Origin of the sequence: Sulfitobacter sp. 1A15258, from assembly GCF_043557045.1 — a bacterium.
In the GTDB taxonomy this organism is placed as follows: Bacteria; Pseudomonadota; Alphaproteobacteria; order Rhodobacterales; family Rhodobacteraceae; genus Sulfitobacter; species Sulfitobacter faviae.
The window spans coordinates 475,132-501,406 of the sequence record NZ_JBIFFK010000001.1 but is presented as its reverse complement, the minus strand read 5'-3'; the positions used below and the strand labels follow the sequence as shown (position 1 = coordinate 501,406).

Annotated in this window: 25 protein-coding genes; 9 read left to right on the top strand and 16 right to left on the bottom strand. The window is 63.8% G+C overall.

Translation table 11 applies throughout. The annotated features are described in order from the left end of the window. The first annotated feature begins 2 nt into the window (after positions 1–2). The 7 genes from argC to ACGYK9_RS02520 all read left to right on the top strand — a co-directional run bounded on the left by argC (position 3) and on the right by ACGYK9_RS02520 (position 6,059). On the top strand, positions 3–1,031 hold the full coding sequence (gene argC, locus ACGYK9_RS02550) for an N-acetyl-gamma-glutamyl-phosphate reductase (protein WP_394408204.1): 1,029 nt from the start codon (positions 3–5) through the stop codon (positions 1,029–1,031). Then, the gene (gene ccmE, locus ACGYK9_RS02545; RefSeq protein ID WP_394408202.1) at positions 1,028–1,471 is read left to right on the top strand and encodes a cytochrome c maturation protein CcmE; all 444 of its coding nucleotides are present in this window, start codon (positions 1,028–1,030) and stop codon (positions 1,469–1,471) included. Before argC ends, ccmE begins: the two co-directional genes overlap by 4 nt. An 81-nt stretch (positions 1,472–1,552) precedes the next feature. Beyond that, positions 1,553–2,164: a holin-associated N-acetylmuramidase gene (locus ACGYK9_RS02540; RefSeq protein ID WP_394408199.1), complete on the top strand. Its 612-nt coding sequence runs from the start codon at positions 1,553–1,555 to the stop codon at positions 2,162–2,164. After that, positions 2,155–2,730, top strand: coding sequence for a holin family protein (locus tag ACGYK9_RS02535; RefSeq protein WP_394408196.1), 576 nt, complete (start codon positions 2,155–2,157; stop codon positions 2,728–2,730). Before ACGYK9_RS02540 ends, ACGYK9_RS02535 begins: the two co-directional genes overlap by 10 nt. 74 nt (positions 2,731–2,804) lie before the next feature. Next, positions 2,805–4,769, top strand: a complete 1,965-nt coding sequence (locus tag ACGYK9_RS02530; RefSeq protein ID WP_394408193.1) for a heme lyase CcmF/NrfE family subunit — start codon at positions 2,805–2,807, stop codon at positions 4,767–4,769. Further along, complete coding sequence (locus ACGYK9_RS02525) at positions 4,766–5,218, top strand: cytochrome c-type biogenesis protein (RefSeq protein WP_322327616.1); 453 nt, start codon at positions 4,766–4,768, stop codon at positions 5,216–5,218. Before ACGYK9_RS02530 ends, ACGYK9_RS02525 begins: the two co-directional genes overlap by 4 nt. Before the next feature lie 67 nt (positions 5,219–5,285). Beyond that, positions 5,286–6,059 carry an enoyl-CoA hydratase-related protein gene (locus ACGYK9_RS02520; RefSeq protein ID WP_394408189.1) on the top strand — a complete coding sequence of 258 codons (774 nt, stop codon included), beginning with the start codon at positions 5,286–5,288 and terminating at the stop codon, positions 6,057–6,059. A gap of 3 nt (positions 6,060–6,062) precedes the next feature. On the opposite strand, the gene ACGYK9_RS02515 is transcribed toward ACGYK9_RS02520, so the two are convergent. From ACGYK9_RS02515 to gltX, 3 genes are all read right to left on the bottom strand, one after another. Next, positions 6,063–6,362 (bottom strand): hypothetical protein, encoded by a 300-nt coding sequence (locus ACGYK9_RS02515; protein ID WP_209217667.1) that lies wholly within the window; start codon positions 6,360–6,362, stop codon positions 6,063–6,065. Between the two features lie 471 nt (positions 6,363–6,833). Continuing rightward, a complete protein-coding gene (locus ACGYK9_RS02510; RefSeq protein ID WP_271691449.1) occupies positions 6,834–8,129 on the bottom strand; it encodes a citrate synthase in 1,296 nt (431 codons plus the stop codon). A 113-nt stretch (positions 8,130–8,242) separates the two neighbouring features. Beyond that, complete coding sequence (gene gltX, locus ACGYK9_RS02505; protein ID WP_394408184.1) at positions 8,243–9,643, bottom strand: glutamate--tRNA ligase; 1,401 nt, start codon at positions 9,641–9,643, stop codon at positions 8,243–8,245. A gap of 115 nt (positions 9,644–9,758) precedes the next feature. On the opposite strand from gltX, the gene ACGYK9_RS02500 reads away from it, so the two are divergent. After that, on the top strand, positions 9,759–11,783 hold the full coding sequence (locus tag ACGYK9_RS02500; protein ID WP_394408181.1) for a ComEC/Rec2 family competence protein: 2,025 nt from the start codon (positions 9,759–9,761) through the stop codon (positions 11,781–11,783). Here the strand turns inward: ACGYK9_RS02500 and lexA are convergent. The 7 genes from lexA to ACGYK9_RS02465 form a co-directional block, all read right to left on the bottom strand. After that, positions 11,777–12,472 carry a transcriptional repressor LexA gene (lexA, locus tag ACGYK9_RS02495; RefSeq protein ID WP_067260680.1) on the bottom strand — a complete coding sequence of 232 codons (696 nt, stop codon included), beginning with the start codon at positions 12,470–12,472 and terminating at the stop codon, positions 11,777–11,779. The two genes, ACGYK9_RS02500 and lexA, sit on opposite strands and share 7 nt — an antisense overlap. Before the next feature lie 72 nt (positions 12,473–12,544). After that, positions 12,545–13,717 carry a gephyrin-like molybdotransferase Glp gene (glp, locus tag ACGYK9_RS02490; RefSeq protein ID WP_394408177.1) on the bottom strand — a complete coding sequence of 391 codons (1,173 nt, stop codon included), beginning with the start codon at positions 13,715–13,717 and terminating at the stop codon, positions 12,545–12,547. Then, on the bottom strand, positions 13,714–14,187 hold the full coding sequence (moaC, locus tag ACGYK9_RS02485; protein WP_394408174.1) for a cyclic pyranopterin monophosphate synthase MoaC: 474 nt from the start codon (positions 14,185–14,187) through the stop codon (positions 13,714–13,716). Before moaC ends, glp begins: the two co-directional genes overlap by 4 nt. Continuing rightward, positions 14,187–14,999 carry an indole-3-glycerol phosphate synthase TrpC gene (trpC, locus tag ACGYK9_RS02480; RefSeq protein WP_394408171.1) on the bottom strand — a complete coding sequence of 271 codons (813 nt, stop codon included), beginning with the start codon at positions 14,997–14,999 and terminating at the stop codon, positions 14,187–14,189. Before trpC ends, moaC begins: the two co-directional genes overlap by 1 nt. Before the next feature lie 7 nt (positions 15,000–15,006). Then, positions 15,007–15,666 (bottom strand): uracil-DNA glycosylase, encoded by a 660-nt coding sequence (locus tag ACGYK9_RS02475; RefSeq protein ID WP_394408168.1) that lies wholly within the window; start codon positions 15,664–15,666, stop codon positions 15,007–15,009. Beyond that, positions 15,663–16,679 (bottom strand): anthranilate phosphoribosyltransferase, encoded by a 1,017-nt coding sequence (gene trpD / locus ACGYK9_RS02470; RefSeq protein WP_394408165.1) that lies wholly within the window; start codon positions 16,677–16,679, stop codon positions 15,663–15,665. Before trpD ends, ACGYK9_RS02475 begins: the two co-directional genes overlap by 4 nt. Beyond that, positions 16,676–17,257: an aminodeoxychorismate/anthranilate synthase component II gene (locus tag ACGYK9_RS02465; protein WP_067260724.1), complete on the bottom strand. Its 582-nt coding sequence runs from the start codon at positions 17,255–17,257 to the stop codon at positions 16,676–16,678. Before ACGYK9_RS02465 ends, trpD begins: the two co-directional genes overlap by 4 nt. Before the next feature lie 166 nt (positions 17,258–17,423). Here ACGYK9_RS02465 and ACGYK9_RS02460 point away from each other — a divergent pair, with 166 nt between their 5' ends. Further along, entirely contained in the window at positions 17,424–18,983 is a 1,560-nt protein-coding gene (locus ACGYK9_RS02460) for a divergent polysaccharide deacetylase family protein (protein ID WP_394408162.1), read from the top strand. A 24-nt stretch (positions 18,984–19,007) separates the two neighbouring features. Here ACGYK9_RS02460 and ACGYK9_RS02455 read toward each other — a convergent pair whose 3' ends face one another. Genes ACGYK9_RS02455 through fabI form a run of 6 tightly spaced genes read right to left on the bottom strand, consistent with a single transcriptional unit; the run spans position 19,008 to position 26,072 of the window. Beyond that, positions 19,008–20,048 (bottom strand): succinylglutamate desuccinylase/aspartoacylase family protein, encoded by a 1,041-nt coding sequence (locus tag ACGYK9_RS02455; RefSeq protein ID WP_394408159.1) that lies wholly within the window; start codon positions 20,046–20,048, stop codon positions 19,008–19,010. A gap of 2 nt (positions 20,049–20,050) precedes the next feature. Beyond that, positions 20,051–21,562 (bottom strand): anthranilate synthase component I, encoded by a 1,512-nt coding sequence (trpE, locus tag ACGYK9_RS02450; RefSeq protein WP_394408156.1) that lies wholly within the window; start codon positions 21,560–21,562, stop codon positions 20,051–20,053. Between the two features lie 12 nt (positions 21,563–21,574). Continuing rightward, a complete protein-coding gene (locus tag ACGYK9_RS02445) occupies positions 21,575–23,419 on the bottom strand; it encodes a peptidyl-prolyl cis-trans isomerase (RefSeq protein WP_394408153.1) in 1,845 nt (614 codons plus the stop codon). Positions 23,420–23,449: 30 nt separating this feature from the next. Further along, on the bottom strand, positions 23,450–24,631 hold the full coding sequence (locus ACGYK9_RS02440) for an aminotransferase (RefSeq protein WP_394408150.1): 1,182 nt from the start codon (positions 24,629–24,631) through the stop codon (positions 23,450–23,452). A gap of 46 nt (positions 24,632–24,677) precedes the next feature. Further along, positions 24,678–25,211 carry a xanthine phosphoribosyltransferase gene (gpt, locus tag ACGYK9_RS02435; RefSeq protein WP_067261592.1) on the bottom strand — a complete coding sequence of 178 codons (534 nt, stop codon included), beginning with the start codon at positions 25,209–25,211 and terminating at the stop codon, positions 24,678–24,680. Between the two features lie 54 nt (positions 25,212–25,265). Next, positions 25,266–26,072 (bottom strand): enoyl-ACP reductase FabI, encoded by an 807-nt coding sequence (gene fabI, locus ACGYK9_RS02430; RefSeq protein WP_394408147.1) that lies wholly within the window; start codon positions 26,070–26,072, stop codon positions 25,266–25,268. Between the last annotated feature and the right edge of the window lie 203 nt (positions 26,073–26,275).

Genomic DNA, 26,275 nt, shown 5'->3' with positions numbered 1-26,275 from the left:
CCATGACCCAGAACATCGCCATTCTTGGCGCCTCCGGCTATACCGGGGCAGAACTCATCCGGCTGATCGCTGGCCATTCTTCTATGCAGATCAAGGCTTTGGGCGCGAATTCCAAGGCGGGCCAGACCATGGCCGAGGTCTTTCCCCATCTGCGCCACCTCGATCTGCCCACATTGGTCACGATTGATGAAATCGATTTTTCCCAGATTGACCTGTGCTTTTGCGCATTGCCGCATAAGACCAGCCAAGAGGTGATCGCGGCGCTGCCGAAAGACCTGAAGATCGTCGATCTTTCCGCCGACTTCCGCCTGCGCGACCCTGAGGATTATGCCAAGTGGTACGGCAATGAACACGCCGCCCTTGAGCAGCAGAAAGAGGCGGTCTACGGCCTCACCGAATTCTACCGCGAAGAGATTGCCGCCGCGCGGCTGGTGGCGGGGACGGGCTGCAATGCGGCCACGGGGCAGTTTGCCCTGCGCCCGCTGATCGCGGCGGGGGTGATTGATCTGGATGATATCATTTTGGACCTGAAATGCGCCGTTTCCGGTGCGGGGCGGTCGCTCAAGGAAAACCTGCTGCATGCGGAGTTGAGCGAGGGCTATCACGGCTATGCGCTTGGCAGCACACACCGGCATCTGGGGGAGTTCGATCAGGAGTTTTCGGCCCTTGCAGGACGGCCGGTGCAGGTGCAGTTCACCCCGCATCTGGTGCCTGCGAACCGCGGCATTCTGGCGACCTGCTACGTCAAAGGTGATGCGCAGGTGATCTATGACACAATGCAAAAAGCCTATGCCGATGAACCCTTTATCGAAGTGCTGCCCTTCGGCGAGGCGCCCAGCACGCGGCATGTGCGCGGCTCGAACTTCTGTCATATCGGCGTGGTGGCAGACCGTCAGACTGGGCGGGCAACGGTAGTCGCGGCGCTCGATAACATGACCAAAGGCTCCAGCGGGCAAGCCTTGCAAAACGCGAACCTGATGCTGGGACTGCCGGAAACCGAGGGACTGATGATGGCCCCGCTCTTCCCATGAAGAGCCTCAAGAAACAGCGCCGGATCCAGATCATCGCCATTGCGGCGGTGGCCTTGGTCCTGTCGACCGCACTGATCGGCTATGCGCTGCGTGACGGGATCAACTATTTCCGCGCCCCGAGCCAAGTCATCGCCGAGCCGCCCGGCCCGACAGAGGTGTTCCGCATCGGCGGGTTGGTTGAAGAAGGGTCGCTCAAGCGCGGGCAGGGCGAGCAGATCAGCTTTGCCGTGACCGATGGCGGGGCCTCTGTCCCCGTGGTTTTTACGGGCGTCTTGCCGGATCTCTTTGAAGAGAACCAAGGCATGGTCGGCACCGGCAGCTATGTCGGCGGCGTGTTCGAAGCCACTGAAATCCTTGCAAAGCATGATGAGACCTACATGCCCAAGGAAGTGACGGATGCGCTGAAAGAGCAGGGTGTTTATCGCGAATCCGAAGGGTAATGGCTGCGCAACGCGCGGGGGCCTGAGCATCTCTTAACCAATCCGGCGGAGCCTGTTTGCATGCAAAACAGGAGAGCCGCGATGCAGTCCGTGCGTAAGATCGCCAGCGCCATCGTCGCCCGCGAGGGCGGCTTTGTGAATGACCCCGATGACCCCGGCGGGGCGACGAAATACGGGGTCACGATCCACACCATGCGCCGCTTGGGGTTGGACCTGACCAGCGATGGGGCGGTCGACGTGGCGGATGTGCGGCGCCTCAGCCGCGCGCAGGCGGTCGATATCTTTGTCCGGCATTACTTCAACGCGCCGCGCATCGCCGAACTGCCCGCACCTTTGCAGCCGAGCGTCTTTGACATGTATGTCAACGCTGGCAGCAACGCGGTGAAAATCCTGCAAAACCTGCTGCGCGAGATGGGGCAGGAGGTCGCGGTTGACGGAGCCATCGGGCCGCAGACGATCCGCGCCGCCCATGCCGCGTGGCAGGCCGCCCCGGATCATCTGGTGGATGCTTACGGCATCGCGCGGCGCAACTACTACTTTCGCCTTGCTGACCGCCGCCCCGCGAGCCGCAAATACGCGCGCAGCCGGGCAGGGGGCAAGGGCGGCTGGATCCGGCGCGCGGAGGAGTTCATCGCCCCGCGGTATCACATGAGCGACGCAGATTTTGCAAGGAGGGTGGCACAATGGGGCTGATCGAACGTATCTTCACGACAATCTTCGGCGGTGAGCGGAACGTCATCCGCGACACGGTCGAAGTGTTCCGCGAGAATGCCGAGGCCGGGGCGCAGCGCGCCCATGCGGTGCAGGGCCAAGCCATGGCGCAATATGGGGCCGAGTTCGCCAAAGCGCGGCAAGGTGGCTTTGACCGCTTCATGGATGGGGTCAACCGGCTGCCGCGCCCGATGCTGGCGCTCGGCACGCTCGGCCTGTTCGTCACCGCCATGGTCAATCCGCTGTGGTTCGCCGAACGGATGCAGGGCATCGCCTTGGTGCCCGAGCCGCTTTGGTGGTTGTTGGGGGTGATCGTCTCTTTCTATTTCGGCGCGCGGCAGCAGGTGAAATCGCAGGAGTTTCAGCGTGCCATCGTCGGCACCATTGCGCGGGTGCCGCAGGTGGTCGAGAATATCGAAGCCTTGCGCGAGATGCGCGCCGATAGCCCTCAGGTGGCCGACACCGGTGCGGACAGCCGTCTGGCCCTCGCTGCGGTTGCGCCGTCGGAGAATGCGGCCCTTGATGCTTGGCGTAGCAGCCGCGCCTGACTGCGACCGATTGACCGTTTTTCAGGTTTGATTTGCCATGGCTTAGGGGGCGTCGGCGCCCTATAGTCCGGCCCATGATTACAGAGCTTGGACATTTCGCGCTTGTGCTCGCCTTTGGCGTGGCGCTTGTACAGATGGTGGTGCCGATGTGGGGCGCTTGGCGGGGCCGCGCGGGCTGGATGGCGGTGGCCGAACCGGCAGCGGCGGCGCAATTTATCCTGATCGCCCTGTCCTTTGGCGCGCTGATGTGGGCCTTCGTCACTTCGGATTTCAGCCTGCAACTGGTGGTGGCCAACAGCCATTCCGCCAAGCCGATGCTCTATAAAATCAGCGGCACATGGGGCAATCACGAAGGGTCAATGCTGCTTTGGGTGCTGATCGTGGCGCTTTTCGGGGCGATGGCCGCGTGGTTTGGCGGCAACCTGCCGCCGCGCCTGCGCGCGCGGGTGCTCTCGGTGCAGGCGGCGATTGGGGTGGCCTTTCTGGCGTTCATTCTTTTCACCTCGAACCCCTTTCTGCGCATGGGCACGCCGCCCTTTGACGGCCAAGACCTGAACCCGCTTTTGCAAGACCCCGGTTTGGCCTTCCACCCGCCGTTTCTCTACCTCGGCTATGTCGGCCTTAGCATGGCCTTCAGCTTTGCCGTGGCGGCGCTGATCGAGGGGCGCGTGGATGCGGCTTGGGGCCGGTGGGTGCGGCCTTGGACGCTGGCGGCTTGGGTGTTTCTGACCATCGGCATCGCACTTGGGTCTTGGTGGGCCTATTATGAGCTTGGCTGGGGCGGTTTCTGGTTCTGGGATCCGGTTGAGAACGCGAGCTTCATGCCCTGGCTCTTGGCGGCGGCACTGCTGCATTCCGCCATCGTGGTCGAGAAACGCGAGAGCTTGAAAAGCTGGACCATCCTGCTGGCCATCCTCGCCTTCGGCTTTTCGCTGATCGGGACTTTCATCGTGCGCTCGGGCCTGCTGACTTCCGTCCATGCCTTCGCCAATGACCCCGAGCGCGGGGTCTTTATTCTGGCCATTCTGGGGGTCTTTACTGGGGGCGCGCTGGTGCTCTATTCGCTACGCGCCTCGGCGCTGGAGGCGAAAGGCGTCTTTGGTCTGCTGAGTCGTGAGACGGCCCTCGTGGTGAACAATCTGCTGCTCGCAGTGGCCTGTTTCGTGGTCTTCGTGGGCACCATGTGGCCGCTGGTGGCTGAGATGTTTTTGGACCGGAAGCTCAGCGTCGGGCCGCCGTTCTTTAACGCCGCGTTTACCCCTTTCATGGTAGCGCTCGGGCTGATCCTGCCGATTGGCAGCGCGATGCCATGGAAACGGGCCAAGATCATGCGCGCGCTCTACCCGTTGCGCTATGCCTTCCTGCTGGCGCTGGCGCTTGGGGGACTGGCCTTTGCCATGCAGACCGGGCGCGGCCTGCTGGGGCCTGTGGGCCTGTTCCTTGGGGCATGGCTGGTGATGGGCACCGTGGTGGATGTGATGCAGCGTCTTGGGCGTGGCCCGGGCAAGCTGCGCCGGTTGCGCCGCCTGCCGCGTGCGGATTGGGGCAAGGCCACCGCGCATGGCGGGTTGGGCGTCACCATGGCCGGGATCGCGGGGCTAATGGCTTGGGCCGTGGATGACATCCGCGTGGCCCGGATTGGTGAGCCTTTTGACGTGGGCAGCTACACGCTGACCCTGCGGGATGTGAGCGAGGTTCGGGGGCCGAACTACCTCAGCAGCATGGCCGAGATTACGCTGGCGCAGGGCGGCGCGGTGATCTCGACCCTGCGGCCTGAAAAGCGGTTCTACCCCGTGGCGCAGATGCCCACGACCGAGGCGGCGATCGACTATAACCTCGCGCGGGACGTCTATGTGGTGATCGGCGATGCGCAGGACGGCGGCGGTTGGGCGGTGCGAACCTATATCAAGCCGATGACCAATTGGATTTGGATCGGCTGCGCGCTCATGGCGCTTGGCGGGATACTGAGCCTTAGCGACCGGCGCTTTCGGGTCGCGGCAGGTGCGCGCAAGCAACCGGCGGGGGTGCCTGCGGAATGAAACGGCTGCTGCTGATTCTGACCCTGCTCGCCAGCCCCCTCTGGGCGGTGCAGCCTGACGAAGTGCTCGACGATCCCGCGTTGGAGGCCCGCGCGCGGGAGTTGAGCCAAGGTCTGCGCTGCCTCGTTTGCCGGAACGAAAGCATTGATGAGAGTAACGCGAGCCTTGCGCGTGACCTGCGCATCTTGCTGCGCGAGCGGCTGGTAGCGGGCGACAGCGATGAGGAGGCGGTGGATTTCATCGTCGACCGATACGGTGAATATGTCCTGCTGAACCCGCAGGCGACGGGGGCCAATTGGTTGCTTTGGGGGGCCGGGCCGCTGATGCTCTTGCTGGCGGGGGGGCTGGGCGTGATCTATCTGCGCGGCCGCGCCCGCAGCAAAACCCCAAGCGAAGCGCCCCTCTCAGCAGAGGAAGAAGCCCGCCTGCGCGATATTCTCGACCGCTGACGCCCCGTTGCACTGGCAGCGGCACATTGCTTTGATATGCTGCGGCCAAGCAATCGAGGATAGCAAGATGGACTATGAAACGATCACCTACGCGCTGACCGACGATGTCGCGCTGATCACGCTGAACCGCGCCGATAAGATGAACGCGCTCACCAGCCAGATGCGGGCAGAGCTGACCCATGCGGTGACCGAGGGCGGGCGCGCGGCGCGGGTCGTGGTCCTGACGGGGGCGGGGCGTGCCTTTTGCTCGGGCCAAGACTTGGCCGACCGGGCGGGCGGCGTGGCCGATCTGGAGAAAACGCTGCGCGAAGAATATGCGCCGCTGCTGCGCGCCATCATCAACTGCCCGGTGCCGACCATCGCCGCCGTGAACGGCCCGGCGGCAGGGGCAGGGGCAAATATCGCACTGGCCGCCGATGTCGTCTTTGCGAGCGAGAGCGCCTATTTCATGCAGGCTTTCACCCGCATTGGCCTGATCCCCGACGCGGGCGGCACCTATGCGCTGCCGCGGCAAATGGGCATGGCCAAGGCAATGGGGGCGGCCCTCTTCGCCGATAAGATCACCGCCCGTCAGGCTGACGACTGGGGGATGATCTGGCAGGCCGTGCCGGATGCGGAATTCGATGCCCATTGGCGCGCCAAAGCCGCGCAATTGGCCGCTGGTCCGACCGCTGCCTATGCCGAGGCCAAGAAGGCGATCCGCGCGTCATGGGACAATGGGCTTGAGGATCAACTCTCGCTGGAGGCCCAAGCGCAGGGCCGCTGCGGCAAGTCTCAGGACTTCGCCGAGGGGGTGACGGCCTTTACCCAAAAGCGCAGCCCCAAGTTTCAGGGGCGCTGAGCGCTAGCAGCTTCGCTCGACCAGCAGCACATCGCTGGCCGAAGGCGCCGGGCCATTGGCCCGCGCCACCACCGCCACAGCGACGCCATCCGCCAAAACCGTGTGAACCGAGTTCGAGACCTGCGCGATGGTGATGCGCGGCGGGGTCTGGCCCTTGTCATAGACCACGGCGATCTGGTCGCAGTCATGCAATGTATCGGGGACGAGCGCACCCTGAGGGCCGGGGACATCGTCGGCCTTCGCCGGCGTCAGACCGGTGGCGCAGTCCCAGCGAAGCCCTTTGGTCCGGTCCGTTGCGGTCATCCTGCATCCTCTCGTCGCGGCCCGGCTGTACTGCTGGGCGTCTACAATGGGGTGGACGCCGGCCGGACTGCGAAAGAGCGAACCCCTTCGGCAGTGCCACAATGATGCCCTTCCCACCCCGAAAAGACATCGTGAAAGGAGGCTACCGCCGCGGGGGGAATCCCGTCAAGCGGGGCGGGGGCATTGTCACGAGGTGCGAAACAGTGCCGTAATTTGGCCGTATTTTCGGCTCCGGTGTTTCGCGACCGGCAAAACGCTTGGAAACATTCACTGATTTTTCACGCCATTGCTGACAGTGCATATAAGGGCACCGGTTTTCGCGATTCGGGCGCGCGGAATCAGTTGCCCCACCGGCGCCGCCATTGTTGCCCTAGGGTCAACAACCTCAATCATAGGTATTTCAGGAACTGGCGGGAGAAACGCGAAACGCCCCGGAAATCCGGGGCGTTTGCATGGTCTCTGAAGGTCGCTTCAGCGGTTCTCGATATCGACGTAATCGCGTTTGTCTTCGCCGAGGTACAGTTGACGCGGACGGCCGATTTTGAGCTGCGGATCGCTGATCTGCTCTTTCCATTGGGAGATCCAGCCCACGGTCCGCGCCAGCGCGAAGATCGGGGTGAACATCGACGTGGGGAAGCCCATCGCTTCGAGGATGATGCCGGAATAGAAATCCACGTTCGGGAAAAGCTTCTTCTCCGCGAAATACGGATCCTCCAGCGCGGCTTTCTCCAACTCCTTCGCGACCTGGAGGATCGGGTTGTTCTCCACGCCCAGCAGTTCGAGAACCTCGTCGGCGCTTTCCTTCATCACGGTCGCGCGCGGGTCGTGGTTCTTGTAGACGCGGTGGCCAAAGCCCATCAGGCGGAAGGGGTCGTTCTTGTCCTTGGCGCGGGCGATGAACTCAGGGATGCGATCGGGCGTGCCGATTTCCTTGAGCATCTCAAGGCAGGCTTGGTTCGCACCACCATGCGCCGGACCCCAGAGGCAGGCGATACCAGCGGCGATACAGGCGAAGGGGTTCGCACCGGAAGACGACGCCAAACGCACGGTCGAGGTCGAGGCGTTCTGCTCGTGGTCGGCGTGCAGCGTAAAGATCCGGTCCATCGCGCGGCTGAGGATCGGGTTGACCTCATGCTCTTCGGCCGGAACGGCAAAGCACATGCGCAAAAAGTTCGATGCATAGTCGAGATCGTTGCGCGGATAGACGAAGGGCTGGCCGATGGTGTATTTATAGGCCATCGCCGCGATCGTTGGCATCTTGGCGATCAGGCGGATCGTGGCGACCTCACGCTGGTGCTCATCGTTAATGTCGGTGCTGTCGTGATAGAAGGCCGACATTGCGCCAACCACACCCACCATGATCGCCATCGGATGCGCATCGCGACGGAAGCCGCGGAAGAAGTTCATCATCTGCTCGTGCAGCATGGTGTGGTTGGTCACCAAGCACTCGAAATCTTCCAGCGCCTTGGGGGAGGGCAGCTCACCATAAAGCAGCAGGTAGCAGACTTCGAGGTAATGCGACTTCGAGGCCAGCTGCTCAATCGGGTAGCCCCGGTGCAGCAGCACGCCTTTGTCACCATCAATGAAAGTGATCGTGCTGTCGCAAGCCGCGGTCGAGGTGAAGCCCGGGTCATAGGTAAAGACACCCGCCTGCCCATAGAGCTTGCGGATATCGACAACATCGGGCCCGTCAGTGGGGCTGTGAATCGGCAAATCGAAGCTTTGATCGTCGATCGTCAGCGTTGCGGTTTTATTGTTATTGGTCATGAAATCCCTTCCCGAATGTAGGCTGCGGAGATGCCCCCGCCGTCTGGGCCTAGCCCCATATGGGGCTGTCCCGTTCAGTTATACCTGCCGCCCAAAGAAGTGGTGACCAAAACTCAGGCCGCGGCGTCCGTCAGTCGGGCAAGGGTCTCATCGCGCCCCAGCACCAACATCATGTCAAAAACCGATGGGGTGACTGCCCTGCCGGCCAAAGCCGCCCGAAGCGGCCCCGCCAACTTGCCAAATTTGGTGTCATGCGCGGCAGCAAAGCCGTTCAGTACCTCCTCCAGCGTTTCTTTGTTCCAGCTAGCATTTTGCAATTGCGGCGTCAATTCCGACAGTATGCCACGGGATACCGTATCGAGATTCTTTGCCGCTTTCTCATCTGGGGTGATCGGGCGATCGGCCAAGACAAAGGCCGCTTTTTCAAGCAGTTCGGGGAATTTCTTCGCGCGATCTTTGAGGCAGTACATCGCCCGTTCCAACCCCTCGGCCTGACCTTCGGTCAGCGCGGGCTCTCCTGCCGCTTCAAGATAGGCTTCGATCTCGCGCCGCAGCGCGGCATCATCGGCCTGTGCGATATGCTGACCGCAGAGGTTTTCCAGCTTTTTCAGGTCAAATTGCGCGGGGCTTTTGCGGATGCCGTCCAGATCGAACCACTCCTGCGCCTGTGCATCGGTAAAGAATTCGTCATCCCCATGGCTCCAGCCCAGACGGGCGAGGTAGTTGCGCATGCCCGCCGCAGGATAGCCCATCACCTGATATTCCTGCGCACCCAAGGCGCCGTGACGTTTCGACAGCTTCTTGCCATCCGCGCCGTGAATCAGCGGGATGTGCGCCCAAACCGGCACGTCCCAGCCCATCGCCTCATAGATCATCATCTGGCGAGCGGCGTTGTTGAGGTGATCGTCCCCGCGCACCACATGGGTCACGCCCATGTCGTGATCGTCCACCACCACGGCCAGCATATAGACCGGCGTGCCGTCCGAGCGCAGCAGGATCATATCGTCGAGCTGGTCGTTGCGGATGGTGACATCGCCCTGCACCTGATCGCGGATTACAGTGGTGCCTTCCAGCTGCGCCTTGATGCGGATGACATAAGGCGCGTCCGGGTGGCTGGCCGGATCGGCATCGCGCCACGGGGAGCGATAGAGCGTGCTGCGCCCCTCGGCCTTGGCCGCCTCGCGGAAGGCGGTGATTTCTTCTTGGCTGGCGAAGCACTTATAGGCTTTGCCGGCGGCCAGCAGCTCCTGCGCGACTTCCGCGTGGCGCGGGGCATTCTCGAACTGGCTCACGATCTCGCCATCATGATCGAGGCCGAGCCACGACATGCCCTGCAGAATCGCCGCCGTCGCTTCGGGGGTGGAACGCGCGCGGTCGGTATCTTCGATGCGCAGCAGGAATTTACCCCCCCGGCCACGCGCATAGAGCCAGTTGAACAGGGCGGTCCGCGCCCCGCCGATATGCAGGAACCCGGTGGGAGAAGGGGCGAAACGGGTCACAACAGGGGCGTTCATGGCGGAGGGCCTTTCGGTCAGAGATATGGTGTTCGGAGCGGCGTTTACCAATTGGTAACCATCCCGGTCCTAGGATTTGACGCCTGTCTACCCAGTGCGATCCGCGGGGGCAAGCATGGGCCTTTGGAACCAGTTCAGCGCCGTGATGCTGCGCCAGCGCGGGCATCTGTTTTGCTGGGTGCCGGTCTGCCTCGCCTTGGGGATCGGCTGGTATTTTTCGCTGCGGGCAGAGCCGTCGGGGGGGATGCTGGCGGCGGTCGCATGTGTCGTGGTCGTGCTGGCGGTCGTCGCGCGGGCACTGCCTGAGGTTACGGCCCCCTTTGCTGTCGGCGCGGCTTTGGTCCTGCTGGGACTGCTGCTGGCGGCGTTTCGGGCGCATTCGGTGGCGGCCCCGGTTCTCGGCTGGCGTTACTATGGCCCGGTCGAGGGGCGTGTCGTGGCGATTGACCGAAGCCAGTCCGACGCGCCCCGCGTGACGCTCGATCAGGTGCGGTTGGATCGGGTCCCGCCCGCGCGCACGCCGCCCCGGGTGCGCGTCTCACTCCATTCGACGCTCCCCGCAATTACGCCACGGCCCGGCATGCAGGTGATGACCACGGCGCATCTGTCGCCCCCCGCAGGCCCGGTCGAGCCGGGCGGCTTTGATTTTCAGCGCCATGCTTGGTTTGCCGAGTTGGGTGCGGTGGGCTACACCCGCGTGCCGCTTTTGGGCATGGCGCACCCTGTGGAAGGGGGCATCGCGTTGATCCTTTTCCGATTGCGCATGGCCGCCTCCGCGCGGGTGCGCGCCCATCTTCCCGGCGATATCGGCGGTTTCGCCGCCGCCATCACCACCGGTGACCGCAGCGCCATTTCGCAAGACGCCCTGCAAGACCTGCGCAGCAGCAATTTGGCGCATCTATTGGCGATCTCGGGCCTGCATATGGGCTTGCTCAGCGGAGTTGTCTTCGGTGCAGCGCGCCTGCTTCTCGCGTTGCATCCGGTCACCGCCACCCGTTGGCCAAGCCGAAGCATCGCCGCGGGGGCCGCTCTGATCGCCGCCACCGGATACCTCGCGCTGTCGGGCGGAAATGTCGCGACCGAGCGGGCCTATGTCATGTGTGCCGTGGCACTATGCGCCCTGATGATCGGACGGCGGGCGATCTCCCTGCGCGCCGTCGCAATTGCGGGCATCATCGTCCTGACCCTGCGGCCCGAGGCGCTGATGGGGCCGGGGTTTCAGATGTCATTCGCCGCGACCACGGCGCTTGTCGCCGTCTTTGGCTGGATCCGCGATTTCGAAGGCGAGGTCATTCCCAAACGCCTCCGCCCCGTCGCCGCGGTGGTGATTTCTTCGACCGTCGCAGGCATCGCCACCGCGCCCATATCCGCCGCGCATTTCAACACGATCGCGCATTACGGATTGGTCGCGAACCTGCTCTCGGTCCCCTTGATGGGGGTCTTGGTCATCCCCGCCGCCGTGCTGGCGGCGATCCTTGCGCCCTTCGGCGGTGAAGGAATACCGCTTTGGGCGATGGGTCTGGGCCTTGAGTGGATCCTATCGGTCGCGGATGTAGTGGCACATCTCCCCGGCGCGCGCAGCTTCGTGCCGGGGCCGGGGGGATGGGTGTTGCCGCTCCTGTCACTCGGGTTTCTCTGGCTCGTCCTGTGGCAAGGGCATTTGCGTTGGTTCGGCCTGCCCGCGATCTTGCTGTCTTTCACCCTCTGGCAAGGAACCACACGCCCGGACGTGCTTGTCGCCGACACGGGAACGCTCGTGGGCGTCATGACGCCGGCGGGCAGGGCGCTCAGCAAAGAGAAAGCCGCAGGTTTCGTCGCGCGCAATTGGTTGGAGAATGATGGCGACGGAGCGGATCAAGCCGTGGCTGCCCAAAGATGGGCGGGCCAAGAGGAGGGTATCATCCATTTGTCAGGAAAACGGGCGGTCGCCGCCTTCAGCGGCTGCCAAGCCGACGAAGTCGTGGTTGCATCCGTTGATATGGCGATCGCCCGAGATTGGGGCTGCCAAGTCTACGATCCCTTGCGCCTGCGGGAAACCGGCGCAATCGCGCTTAATAAATCGGCGCAGGGTTGGGAAGTCACCACCGCGAAAGACCGCGCCGGGACACGCTTGTGGAACAGCCGCCCGCAGAGTCAGTAAGTGCGGATCAACCCGACCAGTCGCCCCTGAACCTTCACCTTGTCCGAAGGCAGTACCCGCGTTTCATAGGCGGCGTTGGCGGCTTCCAAAGCCACCGAAGACCCTTGTCTGCGGAAACGCTTCAGCGTCGCTTCCTGATCTTCGACCAAGGCCACTACGATATCGCCATTGTCGGCGACGGAGGTTTCACGGATCACCACGATATCGCCATCGTTGATACCCGCCTCAATCATCGAGTCGCCGCGCACTTCAAGGGCGTAATGCTCCCCCTGACCTGCGATCATTCCGCCGGGCACCGTGACGCTATGGGAAACTTGGGAGATCGCCTCGATCGGGACACCGGCAGCAATCCGGCCCATGACCGGCACATCGAACGCATGATGCGCTGTGACCGGTTGCGCCGCGGGCGGGGGCGGGGCGTCGGGCCGGTCCCCATCGATCACGCGGGGGGCGAAACCGGGCGCACCGCCAAGGCTTTCGGGCAATTTGACCACTTCGATCGCACGCGCACGATGGGCAAGGCGCCGGATGAAGCCCCGCTCCTCCAATGCCGTGATCAGCCGGTGGATGCCTGATTTCGACCGCAAGTCGAGCGCCAATTTCATCTCATCAAAGCTGGGCGGGACGCCATCGCGCTGCACGCGTTGGTGAATGAAAGAAAGCAGATCGAGTTGTTTTTTGGTCAGCATCGCGCGGCCCCTGAAGCTTTTATCTCTTTTGTTCTAGGGATGTTCTTGTTTTGTGTCAACCGTGGGTTGGCGTTAAATCAAGATGTACTTTTGCAAATCGCCCGCCTTGCGCGCCGGTTCATTAGGCGGGCGGATCATCAGCGCATCGGCCTGCGCGAGCACGGATAGAAGAGACGAATCCTGCCGATCATCCGGGTGGAGTGCGCCATCCCGAAGATGTGCGCGCATGTAATGCGCTCGGGGTCCATTCGGGCCAATTTCGCGTCCAAGGGGGGCTTCGTGCATGGCAGCATGAACTTCGGTCAGCCCAAGCATGCGCTGCAGCATCGGCAACACGAAGATCGCACCGCAAACCATTGCAGAAACGGGGTTTCCCGGCAGACCGATCATCGCGGCATCGCCGATCTTACCTGCCATCAACGGCTTGCCGGGGCGCATCGCGACCTTGTAGAAAGCCTGCTCCATGCCAAGCTCAGCCGCCACGGGCGCGATGAGGTCATGATCGCCCACCGACGCGCCGCCGATAGTGACAATCAAATCCGCGCCGCGGGCTAAGGCGAAGGCTTGTTTGAGCGACGCTGCGGTGTCCCGCGCGATGGGCAGCATGCGCACTTCGGCGCCCGCCTCTTCGAACATCGCGGCGAGGCCGTAGCTGTTGGAGGCGATGATCTGGTCGGGGCCGGGGCTTTCACCGGGTTGCACCAATTCATCCCCCGTGGCGAGGATCGCGATGATGGGTTTGCGGGTGACCGGCACCTGCGCCACGTTCATCGCAGCGAGGAGCGCCACATCGGCGGGCCGGAGAATCCGCGGAGCGGTTAGGTCTTCGCCTTTGGTGAAGTCTCCGCCGGCAGGGCGAATATTGTCTGTGTCATCAATACTGTGGCCGAGGGTGATAAGATCGCCGCGCCGGGTCACATCCTCTTGGATCACCACGAAATCGGCGCCCTCGGGCACCGGCGCGCCGGTGAAAATGCGCACGGCTTGTCCGGCCCGCAGCGTACCCGCATAGCCATGGCCCGCCGCGGCTTCGCCGACGACCTTGAGCATTGCATCCGCTTCAACTTCGGCGCGGCGCAGGGCGTAGCCGTCCATAGAGGAGGCAGCGAAAGGCGGTTGGCTGCGCTGCGCGCGCACGGGTTGCGAGAGGATACGGCCATTGGCGGCGCGAAGGGCGACTTCTTCGGTTTCCAGAGGTGCAACAAGGTTCAGGACGGCTTCCAAAGCCGCTTCGACGCTGATCATGTCGCCTCGTAACGGCCTGACTTACCGCCATCTTTCAAAACGACCCGCGTGCCGCCAATCTCCATCGCCTTATCAACGGCTTTGGCCATGTCATAGACGGTGAGGGCGGTGACGGAGGCTGCAGTGAGGGCCTCCATCTCAACCCCAGTTTGGCCGGTGGTTTTGACGGTGGCGAGAATGCGAATGCCGGGCAGTGCGGCGTCGGCAGTCAGATCGACGCTCACCTTGGTGATGGGCAAAGGATGGCAAAGCGGGATCAGGTCTGCCGTCCGTTTGGCCGCCATGATCCCGGCAAGCCTTGCGACCCCCAGAACATCACCCTTCTTAGCGCGCCCTTCAGTAATGATATCAAGCGTTTCCGGCGTCATCTTGATGTAGCTTTCAGCCTTGGCCACCCGCGAAGTCACGGCTTTCTCCGAGACATCGACCATATGGGCGTCGCCCTCGGCGTCGAAATGGGTGAGCGCCATTACATCCCTCCGGGAACGAGCGGGTTGGCGAGCAGATCGCGGGTGGCCTGTTCGACATCTTGCTGCCGCATCAGGCTTTCGCCGATGAGGAAACAGCGCGCGCCGTAGACAGCCATATCGGCGAGGTCCGCGGGGGTGTAGAGGCCGGATTCACAGACCAGCATACGGTCGTGAGGGACGGCCTCTGACAGTTGGCGCGTCACATCAAGAGAGGTCTCGAAGGTGTTGAGATTGCGGTTATTTATCCCGATCATGCGGCTGTTGAGCTTTTCGGCCCGGGCGAGTTCCTCTGCGTCATGAACCTCAATCAGCGCGTCCATGCCCCATTCATCTGCGGCTTGCTCAAGTTCCGCGGCCTGCGCGTCAGAGACGGAGGCCATAATGATCAGGATGCAGTCGGCACCAAGGCTCCGCGCTTCGGCGACCTGATAGGGATCGTAAAGGAAATCCTTGCGCAGGACCGGCAGATCGCATTCGGCGCGGGCTTCGACGAGGAATTCCTTCGCGCCCTGAAAACTCGGGGTGTCGGTAAGGACCGAGAGGCAGGTCGCGCCGCCTGCGGCATAGGCGCGGGCGAGGGCCGCGGGTTCGAAATCTTCGCGGATCAAACCTTTGGAGGGGCTGGCTTTTTTGATCTCGGCGATCAGGCCGTAGCCTTCGCGGGAGGCTTCGTGCAAGCTCTGCGCGAAGGGGCGGACTGGCGGGGCGGCGCGGGCCGCAGCTTCGACCTCTGCCTGCGATTTTTCGGCCTTGGCAGCGGCAATTTCGTCCAGCTTGTAAGCTTTGATTTTTTCAAGAATTGTGGCGGTCATGGCTTCCTCACGGCTTTGTCCAATGTATGCCGGGCTTGCCTTGGCCCTGCAACCAGTCATTCACGCGGCTGAAGGGGCGTGAGCCGAAGAAGCCGCGCCTTGCCGATAGTGGTGAAGGGTGCGGCGTCTCTATCTTGAGGTTGCGCGCCGGATCGACCTCTGCCGCCGCCTTTTGCGCATGCGCCCCCCAAAGCAGGTAGGCGCGGGGGCGATCAGAGAGACGGGCGAGCACCTGAGCGGTTAACCTTTGCCATCCGAGCCTCGCGTGCCCATGCGCGCAGCCCGCCGGAACGGTCAGCACGCTGTTAAGCAGCAGAACCCCTTGATCGGCCCAGAACCGCAGGTCTGGGTCTTGCGGTGATGCGCCAAGATCGGCGTCTAACTCCTTGAAGATATTGGCAAGGGAGCGGGGAATGGGACGCACATCCGGTTCGGCTGAGAAGGCATAGCCATGGGCGTGGCCGGGTGTCGGATAGGGGTCTTGGCCAAGGATCACCACCTCCACAGCCGCTGGTTGCAGATGCTCAAGTGCGGCGAATATCTGCGGGGCGGGCGGTAGGACGACCCTCGTTTCCGCGGCAAGCTGCTCGGCAATACGCGGCCAATCCTCGGCAAAAAAGGGCAGCTCGGCCCATGCGCCTAGGGCGGTGAGGCTGGGTGGCGTCATGCCGACTGGCTGATCCGCGCCACTTTTTCGATCCGCTCACGCGCCGCGCCGCTGTCGATGCTCTCGCGGGCCATCTCAACGCCGGTTTCCAGATCCGGGGCCACGTCGGCCACCACCAAAGCAGAGGCTGCGTTCAGCAACACAGCGTCGCGGTAGCCTGATGGAACTCCGTCCAGGAGCGCCTTGAAATGTTTGGTGTTTTCGGCGGGCTCACCCCCGGCGATAGCTTCGAACGGATGGACCGGGAGGCCCGCGTCTTCGGGGTGCAATTCGCGCAGGTTGACGACACCGTCTTCCAGTGCTGCGACCCAACTGACGCCGGTGATGGTCAGCTCATCCGTGCCATCGGAGCCATGCACAAGCCATGCTTTTTCCGAACCAAGTTGTTTCAGCGTCAGCGCCATCGGTTCAATCAGATCGCGGGTATAGGCGCCGGTCAGCTGCCGTTTGACCCCTGCCGGATTGGTCAGCGGCCCGAGGATGTTAAAGATCGTGCGGGTGCCAAGCTCGGACCGGGTCGGCATGACATGGGCGACGGCGGGGTGATGCATGGGCGCCATCATGAAACCGATACCGGCCTCGGCCAATTCACGCTCGACCACCGCAGGGCCGACCATGACGTTGATGCCCAGTTGCGACAGCGCGTCGGAAGCACCTGATTTCGAGCTGAGGTTGCGGTTGCCATGTTTTGCCACGACAGCGCCCGCGCCCGCGGCCACGAAAGCGGCGGCGGTCGAGATGTTCAGCGTGCCCTTACCGTCACCGCCGGTGCCGACGATGTCGATCGCGCCTTCGGGCGCGCGGACGGCGTTGCATTTGCTGCGCATGACCTGCGCCGCGGCGGCATATTCCGTGACCGTTTCGCCGCGCGTGCGCAGCGCCATGAGAAAGCCGCCGATCTGGCTGGGGGTCGCTTCGCCCTCGAACAGAATTTCGAAGGCTTCAACGGCCTGATCCGAGGTCAGCGGCCCGTTCGCGGCGGCATCCAGCAGGGGTTTCAGCGCGCTACTCATGCCGGGACCTTCATCTCGTTCAGGAAGTTTTGCAGCAGGGCGTGGCCATGCTCGGACCGGATCGATTCCGGGTGGAATTGCACACCGTGCAGCGGCAACTCGCGGTGTTGCAGGCCCATGATGGTGCCGTCTTCAAGCGCTGCGGTGATTTCAAGGCAATCGGGCAGGCTCGCACGTTCGACCACCAGCGAGTGATAGCGTGTGGCCCCGAAGGGCGAGGGGAGGCCCGCGAAAACGCCGCGCCCGTCGTGCTGCATCTGGCCCAGTTTGCCATGCACGATATCATCTGCGCGCACGACCTTGCCGCCGAAGGCTTGGCCCAAGGTCTGGTGGCCAAGGCAAACGCCCAAGAGCGGCACGCGCGCGGCAGCAGCGGCATGGGTCAGCTCTAGGCAAATTCCCGCTTGGTCGGGGTCGCAGGGGCCGGGAGACAGCAGGATACCGGCGGGGTTCATGGCCATCGCTTCATCCACGCTGAGCGCGTCGTTGCGGTGCACCTGCACATCCGCCCCGAGGCTGCCCAGATAGTGGACCAAGTTATAGGTAAAGCTGTCGTAGTTATCGATGAGCAGCAGCACAGGCAGGCATTTCTTTGTATTAGGACTGGAGAAACCGCGCCGGAGCGCGGTATAGGTTTTCGCATACATGTTCAGGCTTGAACCCCATCGTCAAGAGTTTGGGGCAAGCCAATTGAGGGGAACGCCGGGCTTTCTGGCCATGGCGCAGACAGCAGGAGTAGCGCAGATGGCACGCGGAGTTCTGAGCGGGCTGATTTGGGGTGGTGTGGCAAGCATCGGTGTGGCCGGTGCCGTGTCGCTGATGATGCCTTTGCCGCTGCCGCCGCAGGTGGGCGATGCGCCCGGATCTGGCCCTGCGCCAGCGCGGATCAACGTGACGGATGCAGGCGAGCAGGGGCGCAGCCGCGATAGCGCGCCGGTGTTGAACGCCCCCGCGCCGCGCGCGGATGTGCCGCAGCAAGACAGCCTCGCCGCGCTTGACCCCGACACGCAGACCTCGGCCAGCCTGCCAGAGACTGGCGGTGCCGAAGGGCTCAGCACCCCCGCGGCCCCCGAGGGGCAGACGCCGATGTCGCCCGGCGCGGAAGAGCCTGTCATGCCCAATCCGCAGGCCGCAGCGCCGGATGCCCCGCCTGCGGCGGATGAGCTTTCGATCAGCACCGAACCCGCGCAGCCACCCGCGCCGGATGTGACGGATATCGAAGGGGCCTTTGACGCGCCGCAGGGCATGGCCGCGCCGGAGGTCGAAGAGGAGGAGGCGATCACTCTGCCGGCGGAAGAGGTCGTGGTTGAAGAGCCGGAGGCCGAAGCCGATGCGCTCGAAGACGCGCCTCGCGGTGAGGCGGAGGCCGCTGAAGCTGACCTGTCTTCCCCGGTGCCTGAGCCGGGGAACGTCGAGGGGGCAAGCCCCGCGCCGCTGGAAGAGACGGAGGTTGCCGAAGCCACCCCAGAGCCTGCTGAAACTGAAGCCAACAGCCGTCCGGCCATCGGTACACCAGCAACCAGCCTGACCGACCGAGACACAGGCGTCGTGATCAACCGCCCCGGCGCAGAGGTGGCGGCAGAGCCCGCTGAAGCTGACGCAATCGTGAACGAAGACCCGCGCCCTGTGGTGGTCAACAGCCTCCCGAGCGACCTGCCCGAGGGCAAACCGCTGATGAGCGTGGTGCTGATCGACGATGGCACCTCGGTCACCGCAGGCAGCGCCGGGTTGGCCGCGCTGCGCAGTTTCCCCTATCCGCTGAGCTTTGCCGTCGACAGCACCCTGCCGGATGCCGCCGAGCGGGTGGAAACCTACCGCGAGGCTGGGTTCGAGGTTTTGGCCATGGTCGACCTGCCGCAGGGCGCGCAGCCCAGCGATGCCGAGACCGCATTTGGCGCCACGCTCGACCAGATTGGCCCGGTGGTGGGGGTGTTGGAAGGCACCGAAAGCGGCTTTCAAGGCAGCCGCGCGCTGGCCGATCAGGTGACCGATATCCTCGCGCAATCCGGCCACGGGCTGGTGACGCAGGACAAGGGGCTCAACACCATGCCCAAGCTGGCGCGCAAGGCGGGTGTGCCTGCCGATCCGGTGTTTCGGGATTTTGATAGCAAGGACCAGTCGGCGCGGGTGATCCGGCGTTTTCTGGATCAAGCGGCCTTCAAAGCGGGGCAGGAGGGCGCGGTGATCATGCTGGGACGCCTGCGCCCCGATACCGTCTCCGCCCTGTTGCTCTGGGGGCTGCAAGACCGCGCGAGCGATGTGGCTTTGGTCCCGATCTCGGCGGTGCTGCTGCGCGAGGAGTGACCCCGCGCGGGGCGGGGTTTGACGTTAAATAATCTCGTCCTCGTCGAAGAGCGGGTCTTCCTCCAACTGGCTGGCGAGTTCATCTACCGTCGCCTCCGCCGCGCGGGGGCCGAGTTTGGCAAGGTGAAAGACCGCATCGCCTTCGTTAACGATGGGCAGCATCGCCCGCCCGATGAGAATGCCGGGCGCATCGGCCAGAAGCTCGGCCTCCTCTTTGCCGAAAGGGTCTGAGACGATGGCCAGAAGATCGCCCTCGGCGACGGTTTCCCCCTCGGCCCGGAAGGTGCGCAGCAGGCCGCCTGCGGGGGCGCGCAGCCAATGGGAAGCGGTGCAGATATAGGGCGCGCTGCGAGCGCGGGCGATGCCTTTGGCGGGCAGCATGTCTTGCCCGCGCAACACCCGCAAGATGCCCGCTAGACCCGCCCGCACGGCCATCTCGTCAAAGCGCAGCCCTTCGCCTGCCTCGTAGAGCAGGATCGGCGTGCCTTGTTTCGCGGCGACCGCGCGCAGCGATCCGTCGCGCAGGGGGGAGGTCAGCACCACCGGCGCGCCGAAATCCAGCGCCATTTTCTGGGTCACCTTATCCGCCGGAGAGACGCGCACCTGCGGCAGGTTCGTGCGGTGGATCGCCGCCGAATGCAGATCAATGCCGAAGTCGCAGCGCAGCACCACCTCTTGCAAAAAGATATGCGCCAGTCGCGCGCCGAGGCTGCCGGTGGGCGAGCCGGGGAAGCAGCGATTCAGATCACGGCGGTCGGGCAGGTAGCGCGAGCGGTTCAGGAAACCGAAGGAGTTCACGACAGGCACGACTATGAGCGTGCCGCGCAGCGCGGAAAGTTGCGGCGCGCGCAGCAGGCGGCGCAGGATCTCCACGCCGATCACCTCATCCCCATGCACCGCTGCTGAGACGAACATCGTCGGCCCGGGCCGTTTGCCGTGGAAGATTTCCAGCGACAGATGCGCCGGCGTGTGGTCCGGCAGGATCGAGACGGGCAGATCAACGGCAAGGCTGCTGCCGGGGGCGACGGAATGCCCCGCGATCTGGAAGGGCGCGCGGGGGGCCATGGTCAGCCGTTGCCCTTGCCACCGAACCGCGACGCATCCGCAGCCGCGCGGCGGATCGCGCCGGATTTATGCACCGTTTCCATGAATTCGGCCTCGGGGTCGCTGTCATAGACCACGCCGCCGCCTGCTTGGATATAGAGCGTTTCGTCCTTCACCACGGCGGTGCGCAGGGCAATGCACATGTCCATGTCGCCGCCCGCGCTGAAATAGCCCACGCCGCCGCCATAGACGCCGCGTTTCTCGGGCTCCAACTCGTCAATGATCTCCATCGCGCGAACCTTTGGCGCGCCGGAAACGGTGCCGGCAGGCATGCCCGCAAAAAAGGCGTCGAGTGCATCCTTGCCCTCTTTCAACTCGCCCACCACGTTGGAGACGATGTGCATGACGTGGCTGTAACGCTCGACGATGAACTCTTCCGTCGGGCGCACGCTACCGATCTTTGCGACCCGGCCCACGTCGTTGCGGCCCAAGTCCAGAAGCATCAGGTGTTCCGCCAACTCCTTGGGGTCGCTAAGCAAATCGGCTTCCAGCGCGCGATCCTCCTCCGGCGTAGCACCACGTTTTCGGGTGCCTGCAATGGGTCGGATGGTCACTTCGTTGCCGAATACCCGCACGAGGATTTCGGGGCTGGCACCCACCACATGGAAGCCGCCGAAGTTGAAATAGAACATGAAGGGCGAGGGGTTGGTGCGCCGCAGGCTGCGGTAGAGCGCGAAGGGCGGTTGGGTGAAACCTTGGGCCCACCGCTGGCTTGGCACCACCTGAAAGATATCGCCCGCCTTGATATAGTCGCGCGCCTTTTCCACGGCGGATTTATAGCCCTCGCGGGTGAAATTGCTGACCGGCTCCGGCGCGTCCTCGGCCTCACCCAAATCGCGGGAGGTCTGGGGCATGGCGCGTTCCAGATCGCGCACGGCATCCATCACCCGCTCGGCGGCCTGGGCATAGGCCGCGCGGGCGGTTTGGCCCTCGGACACCCAAGCGGGGGAGACGATGGTCACCTCGCCTTTGACCCCGTCGAGCACAGCGACGACCGAAGGGCGTACCATCACAGCGTCGGGCAAGCCCAGAGGGTCGGGGTTCACATTGGGCAGATGTTCCACCAGCCGGATCATGTCATAGCCGAGGTAGCCGAAAAGCCCGGCGGCGGCTTGCGGCAGATCGTCGGGCAGGGTGATCCGCGATTCCGCGATCACGTCGCGCAGACGGTCCAGCGGGTCACCGGGCATATCCTCAAAGGCATCGGCATCATAGCGCGCCGCACGGTTGAGTGCGGAGCTCTTGCCCCGGCAGCGCCAGATCAGGTCGGGTTTCATGCCGATGATCGAATACCGCCCGCGCACGTCGCCGCCGGTGACGGATTCCAGCACAAAGGCATTCTCCGCCGCGCCGGTGAGTTTCAACATCAAAGACACAGGCGTGTCGAGATCGGCAGCAAGGCGGGTGTAGACGATCTGATTCTCGCCCGCCTCATAGGCGCGGGCGAAACTATCGAAATCCGGGGTCAGGGCCATCAAAATTGCCTATCAGGGAAAGTTCACATGCACGGCATTGATCGCGCCCTGGTCGATCTGGGGATCGGCGTCGCGCATGACGGCATTGCTGTAGATATCGAAAAGACCTTGGGCCAGCGCCTGATCCAACTGCTGCGAGAGACGGTCCATCAGCGCTTGGGTCTGGTCGTCTTCGCCCGCCGGTGTCACGGCATCAAGGCGCAGAACCACGACGCTATCGCCCGCAGGAAGGGCGGCCACACCGCCTTCGTCGAGGTCAAAGACCTGATCCATGAAGTCGTCGGGCGTGCCGTCGACATAGGAGCTGCGGGTCAGGCCTTCGCCAAGCTGAGGCGAAAGACCGGCGGCTTCGAAACCCCCTTCTTCGGCCAGCGTCTCGGTCAGGCTCTCGGCCTTTTCGGTCAGCGCCTCGACGATCTGCGCGTTGCGCCATGCGGTCTCGACCGCATCACGGGCCTCTTCGAAAGGTTCGGGACGCGCCTCTTTGGTCTCATCCAGACGCATGGCAAAGATGCCGCCGTCTTCGAGTTGATCGATCTGCGGGAAGTCATTGGCACTCAGTCCCGCAGCGGCTTCGCGGAAGGCGCCATAGGCGGCGATGCCCTCACTGCTGTCTTGGGTCCAGTCGATGGTGCCAAGACGCATCTTGGTCTCTTGGGCCAAGTCTTCGAGCGTGGCCCCCCCGGCAAGCTGGTCGTCAATCTCTTGCGCGCGGGCTTCGACAGCGCGGGTGGCGCGGGAGATGGCGAGGGTCTCTTCCAGCACGTCACGGGCCTCTTCAAAAGGCACATGCTGCGCGGGAAGGATGGCGTTCACACGGAACAGGGCCGGCCCAAGCGAGCTGGGCAGCGGGCCTACGATGTCACCGCTTTCGGCGGAGAATACTGCATCACCTGCGTCATCGAGATCGGATTTGGCGACATCGCCCAGATCAATGTCCGCCAAAGCAAGGCCGCGCTCTTCGACCAGTGCTTCAAAAGTGGTGCCGTCAACCTCAAGCGCTGCGGCGGCGCGGTCTGCGGCCTCTTGATCGGCAAAGACCAGACGTTCGACCAAACGCCTCTCGGGCTGGTCGTATTCGTCGCTGCGGGCGTCATATTCGGCGCGCAGTTCCTCTTCGGGGACTTCAACCTCGTCCAGCAGGTCTTCGGGAGCGAGCCAAGCGTAGGTGATGCTTTTGCTGGCGGGCAGCATGAAGTCATCGGTGTTGGCGTCGTAATAGGCGCGCAATTCGTCTTCGGTGGCGGCGGGCAGGGGCGCGTCGAGGTCATCCTCGCTCAGCCGGGCCCAAGTGAAGCTGCGCTCTTCGGCGACGTAGTCGACCAGCGTGCGGGCATAGGTGTCGGGCATGGAAACGCCGCCCAGAATGGCGCGTTGGAGCAGGCCACGCGCGGCTTCTTCGCGGATCGAGCGTTCGAACTCGGCCTCGCTCATCCCGCTTTGCTGAAGGGCAAAGCGATAGCCTTCGCGGTCAAAGTTGCCGTCGATCCCTTGGAAGGCCGAGATTGCCACGATCTCATCGCGCAGGGTCGCGTCACCGATGGAGATGCCCATTTCGTCGGCTTCGTGGTCCAGCGCGCGGTTGCGCACGATCCGTTGCAGGACGGCGCGGTCCAGCCCCATCTCTTGGGCGCGGGCGAAGGGCAGGCTTTCCCCCGTTTGCGCTTCGATCGCGCGGATTTCCTGCTGCAACTGGCGGGCATATTGATCGACCGAGATCGACTTGTCGCCCACGGTGCCGATGCTGCGCAGATTGCCGCTGAGGTTGATCGCACCAAAGCCGCCCAGACCCAAGATCAAAAGGGCCATCAAGGCCCAGACGGCGGTTTTCGAAAAGCTGAAGCCCTTTTTGGCCATGACACGGTCCCTCGTTGATTTCGGACCTGTCTATGCGTTGCGTGGCAGGGCTGCAAGCCTGTCGAAAAGCACCTTCAGTCCGGCGGCGTCGAGGTTGGCAAAGGCGATGCGCAGCTGGCTTTCGCCGCGGGCGTCGCCCTCGGGCTGGAACATCGTGCCGGGCAGGCAGAGCACGCCCGCGTCGCGCACCAGATCGCGCGCCAGATCAGCCGAAGAAACGCTGAAAGGGTGGCGCATATAGGCGAAATAGCCACCCAGCCCCAGAAGCTCCCAGCCCAGCGGTTCAAGCCGGGGCATCAGGTCGGCAATGGCGGCGCGGCGGGCGAGGATTTCCTCGCGTTCTTCGGCAAGCCATGCGCTGAGGTTCTGCATCCCCCAAAGCGCGCCGTGCTGGCCGATCTGCGCGGGGCAGATGGCGACGGTGTCGAGGAACTTCTCGACCTCGGCCAACCGTGCGCGGCTGGCGATCAGCGCGCCGACGCGGTGGCCGGTCAGGCGGTAGGCTTTGGAGCAAGAATAGAGGTGAATGAGCGTGTCATGCCAATCGGGGTCGCGGAACAGCGCGTGTGGCGCGCCGGGGCGGCTGTGGAAGTCGCGGTAGGTCTCGTCAAGGATCAGCGCGATGCCGTGGCGGCGGGCCAGTTCGAAGAACTCCTGCACCAGTGCCGCGGGATATTCCACGCCGCCGGGATTGTTCGGCGTTACCAGCGCGATGGCGCGGGTGCGCGGGGTGACAGCTGCCGCGGCCTTCTCGGGGTCGGGCAGCATGTCGGCCTCGACGGGCAGTGGCACCGCCGTGACGCCGCTCATGTCAAGCCACATCTTGTGATTGAAGTACCAGGGTGTCGGGATGATGACCTCGTCGCCCTCGCCGCAGAGCGTGGCGATGGCGGCGGCGAAAGCCTGGTTGCAGCCGGAGGTGATGCAGACCTGTTCGTCGGTCACCACGCCCGCGTATTTCTCGGCTGTTTGCCGCGCCAGTTCGGCGCGCAGTTCCGGCAGGCCCAGCACCGGCCCGTAGAGATGCGCCTCATCGTTGTTCAGCGTGACCTCGGCCATCGCCCGGCGCAACCCCTCGGGGGGCGGATCGACGGGCGCGGCTTGGCTGACATTGATCAGCGGTCGGTCGGGCGGGAAGTCGACCCCGTCGAGCCAGCGCCGCGCCTCCATCACCGGGGGGAAGAACGTGGTGGCGGTGCGCGGAAGCGTCATGGGGGTATCCGGTCAGATAGGGGCAGGGCAGGTGGCGCGGGGCCGGTCAGTCCTTGCCGCGGTAGGGTTCGACGTATTGCAGGGCCATGTCCCAAGGGAAGAAAATCCATGTGTCCTGGCTGACGCCAGTGATGAAAGTGTCGACCTGCGGCTCGCCCTCGGGCTTGGCATAGACGGTGGCGAAATGCGCCTGCGGGTAAAGCTCGCGCACCAGTTCGATGGTCTTGCCGCTGTCGACAAGGTCGTCGACGATCAGGATGCCAGTGCCGTCGCCCATCATCTCGGCATCGGGGGATTTCAGCACCTTCGCCTCGCGGCGTTGGTCGGCGGCGCCGCCGCCCGAGTGGTAGGACATGACCGAGATCGTGTCGACGGTGCGGATGTCGAGCTCGCGCGCGACGATCATCGCGGGCGCCATGCCGCCGCGGGTGATCGCCACCACGGCACGCCACGCGCCATCGTCGGGGCCCAGACCGTCCAGCCGCCACGCTAGCGCGCGGCTGTCGCGGTGGATCTGATCCCAAGAGATGTGGAAGCCCTTTTCATGGGGCAGGCGCGAGGCGTCCTTGGATTTGGTCATGGTGGTCCTTTGCAGCAGCTGGCGCGGGCACCCGCGCGAATTGATTTGGGCGGCTTATTCCTTGGACATGTCGGGCGCGTCAACCGCCTTCATGCCGACGACGTGATAGCCCGCGTCGACATGCAGGTTCTCGCCCGTGGTGCCGCTTCCCAGATCCGACAGCAAAAAGAGCGCGGCCTTGCCCACGTCCTCGGTGGTGACGTTGCGGCGCAGGGGCGAGTTGTACTCGTTCCATTTCATGATGTAGCGGAAGTCGCCGATGCCGGAGGCCGCCAGCGTCTTGATCGGCCCCGCCGAGATCGCGTTGACGCGGATACCGTCCTTGCCCAGATCCTCGGCGAGGTATTTAACGCTCGCCTCCAGCGCCGCCTTGGCCACGCCCATGACATTGTAATGCGGCATCACTTTCTCGGCGCCGTAGTAGGTGAGCGTCAGCGCGCTGGCACCGGGCGGCATCATCTTCTCGGCGCGCTGCATCACGGCGGTGAAGGAATAGACCGAGATGTCCATCGACATGGCGAAATTGCCGCGGCTGGTGTCAACATAGCGGCCGCGCAGCTCGCCCTTGTCGGAAAAGCCGATGGCGTGAACGATGAAATCCAACTCACCCCAACGCTCTTTCAGGCTCTCGAAAAGCGCGTCGATAGACGCTTCATCGCCCACGTCGCAGGGCAGAACGATGTCGCTGCCAAGCTGCTCGGCCAGCGGGGCTACGCGTTTCTTCAGCGCTTCGCCTTGGTAGGAAAAAGCAAGCTCCGCCCCCGCATCGGCCAGCGCCTTGGCCACGCCCCATGCGATGGATTTGTCATTCGCCAGCCCCATGATGAGCCCGCGCTTGCCCTGCATCAGTTCGTTTCCCATTCCGCCGCCTTGTCTATGTTCTTGTCTATGTTCCGTTGAGGTTGTCTTGGTCTAGGCTATTGCAGCGCTACCATCAAGACTGCACAGGCGCCTTCACCCCCGAGATTTGCCATAAGATCGGCGGCTAACTGTCGGAAATCGGGTGAGGTTGTCCTTTGAGTTGCCGATTGTTAACAAATGCCATACCGAAGGGATCGGACCCC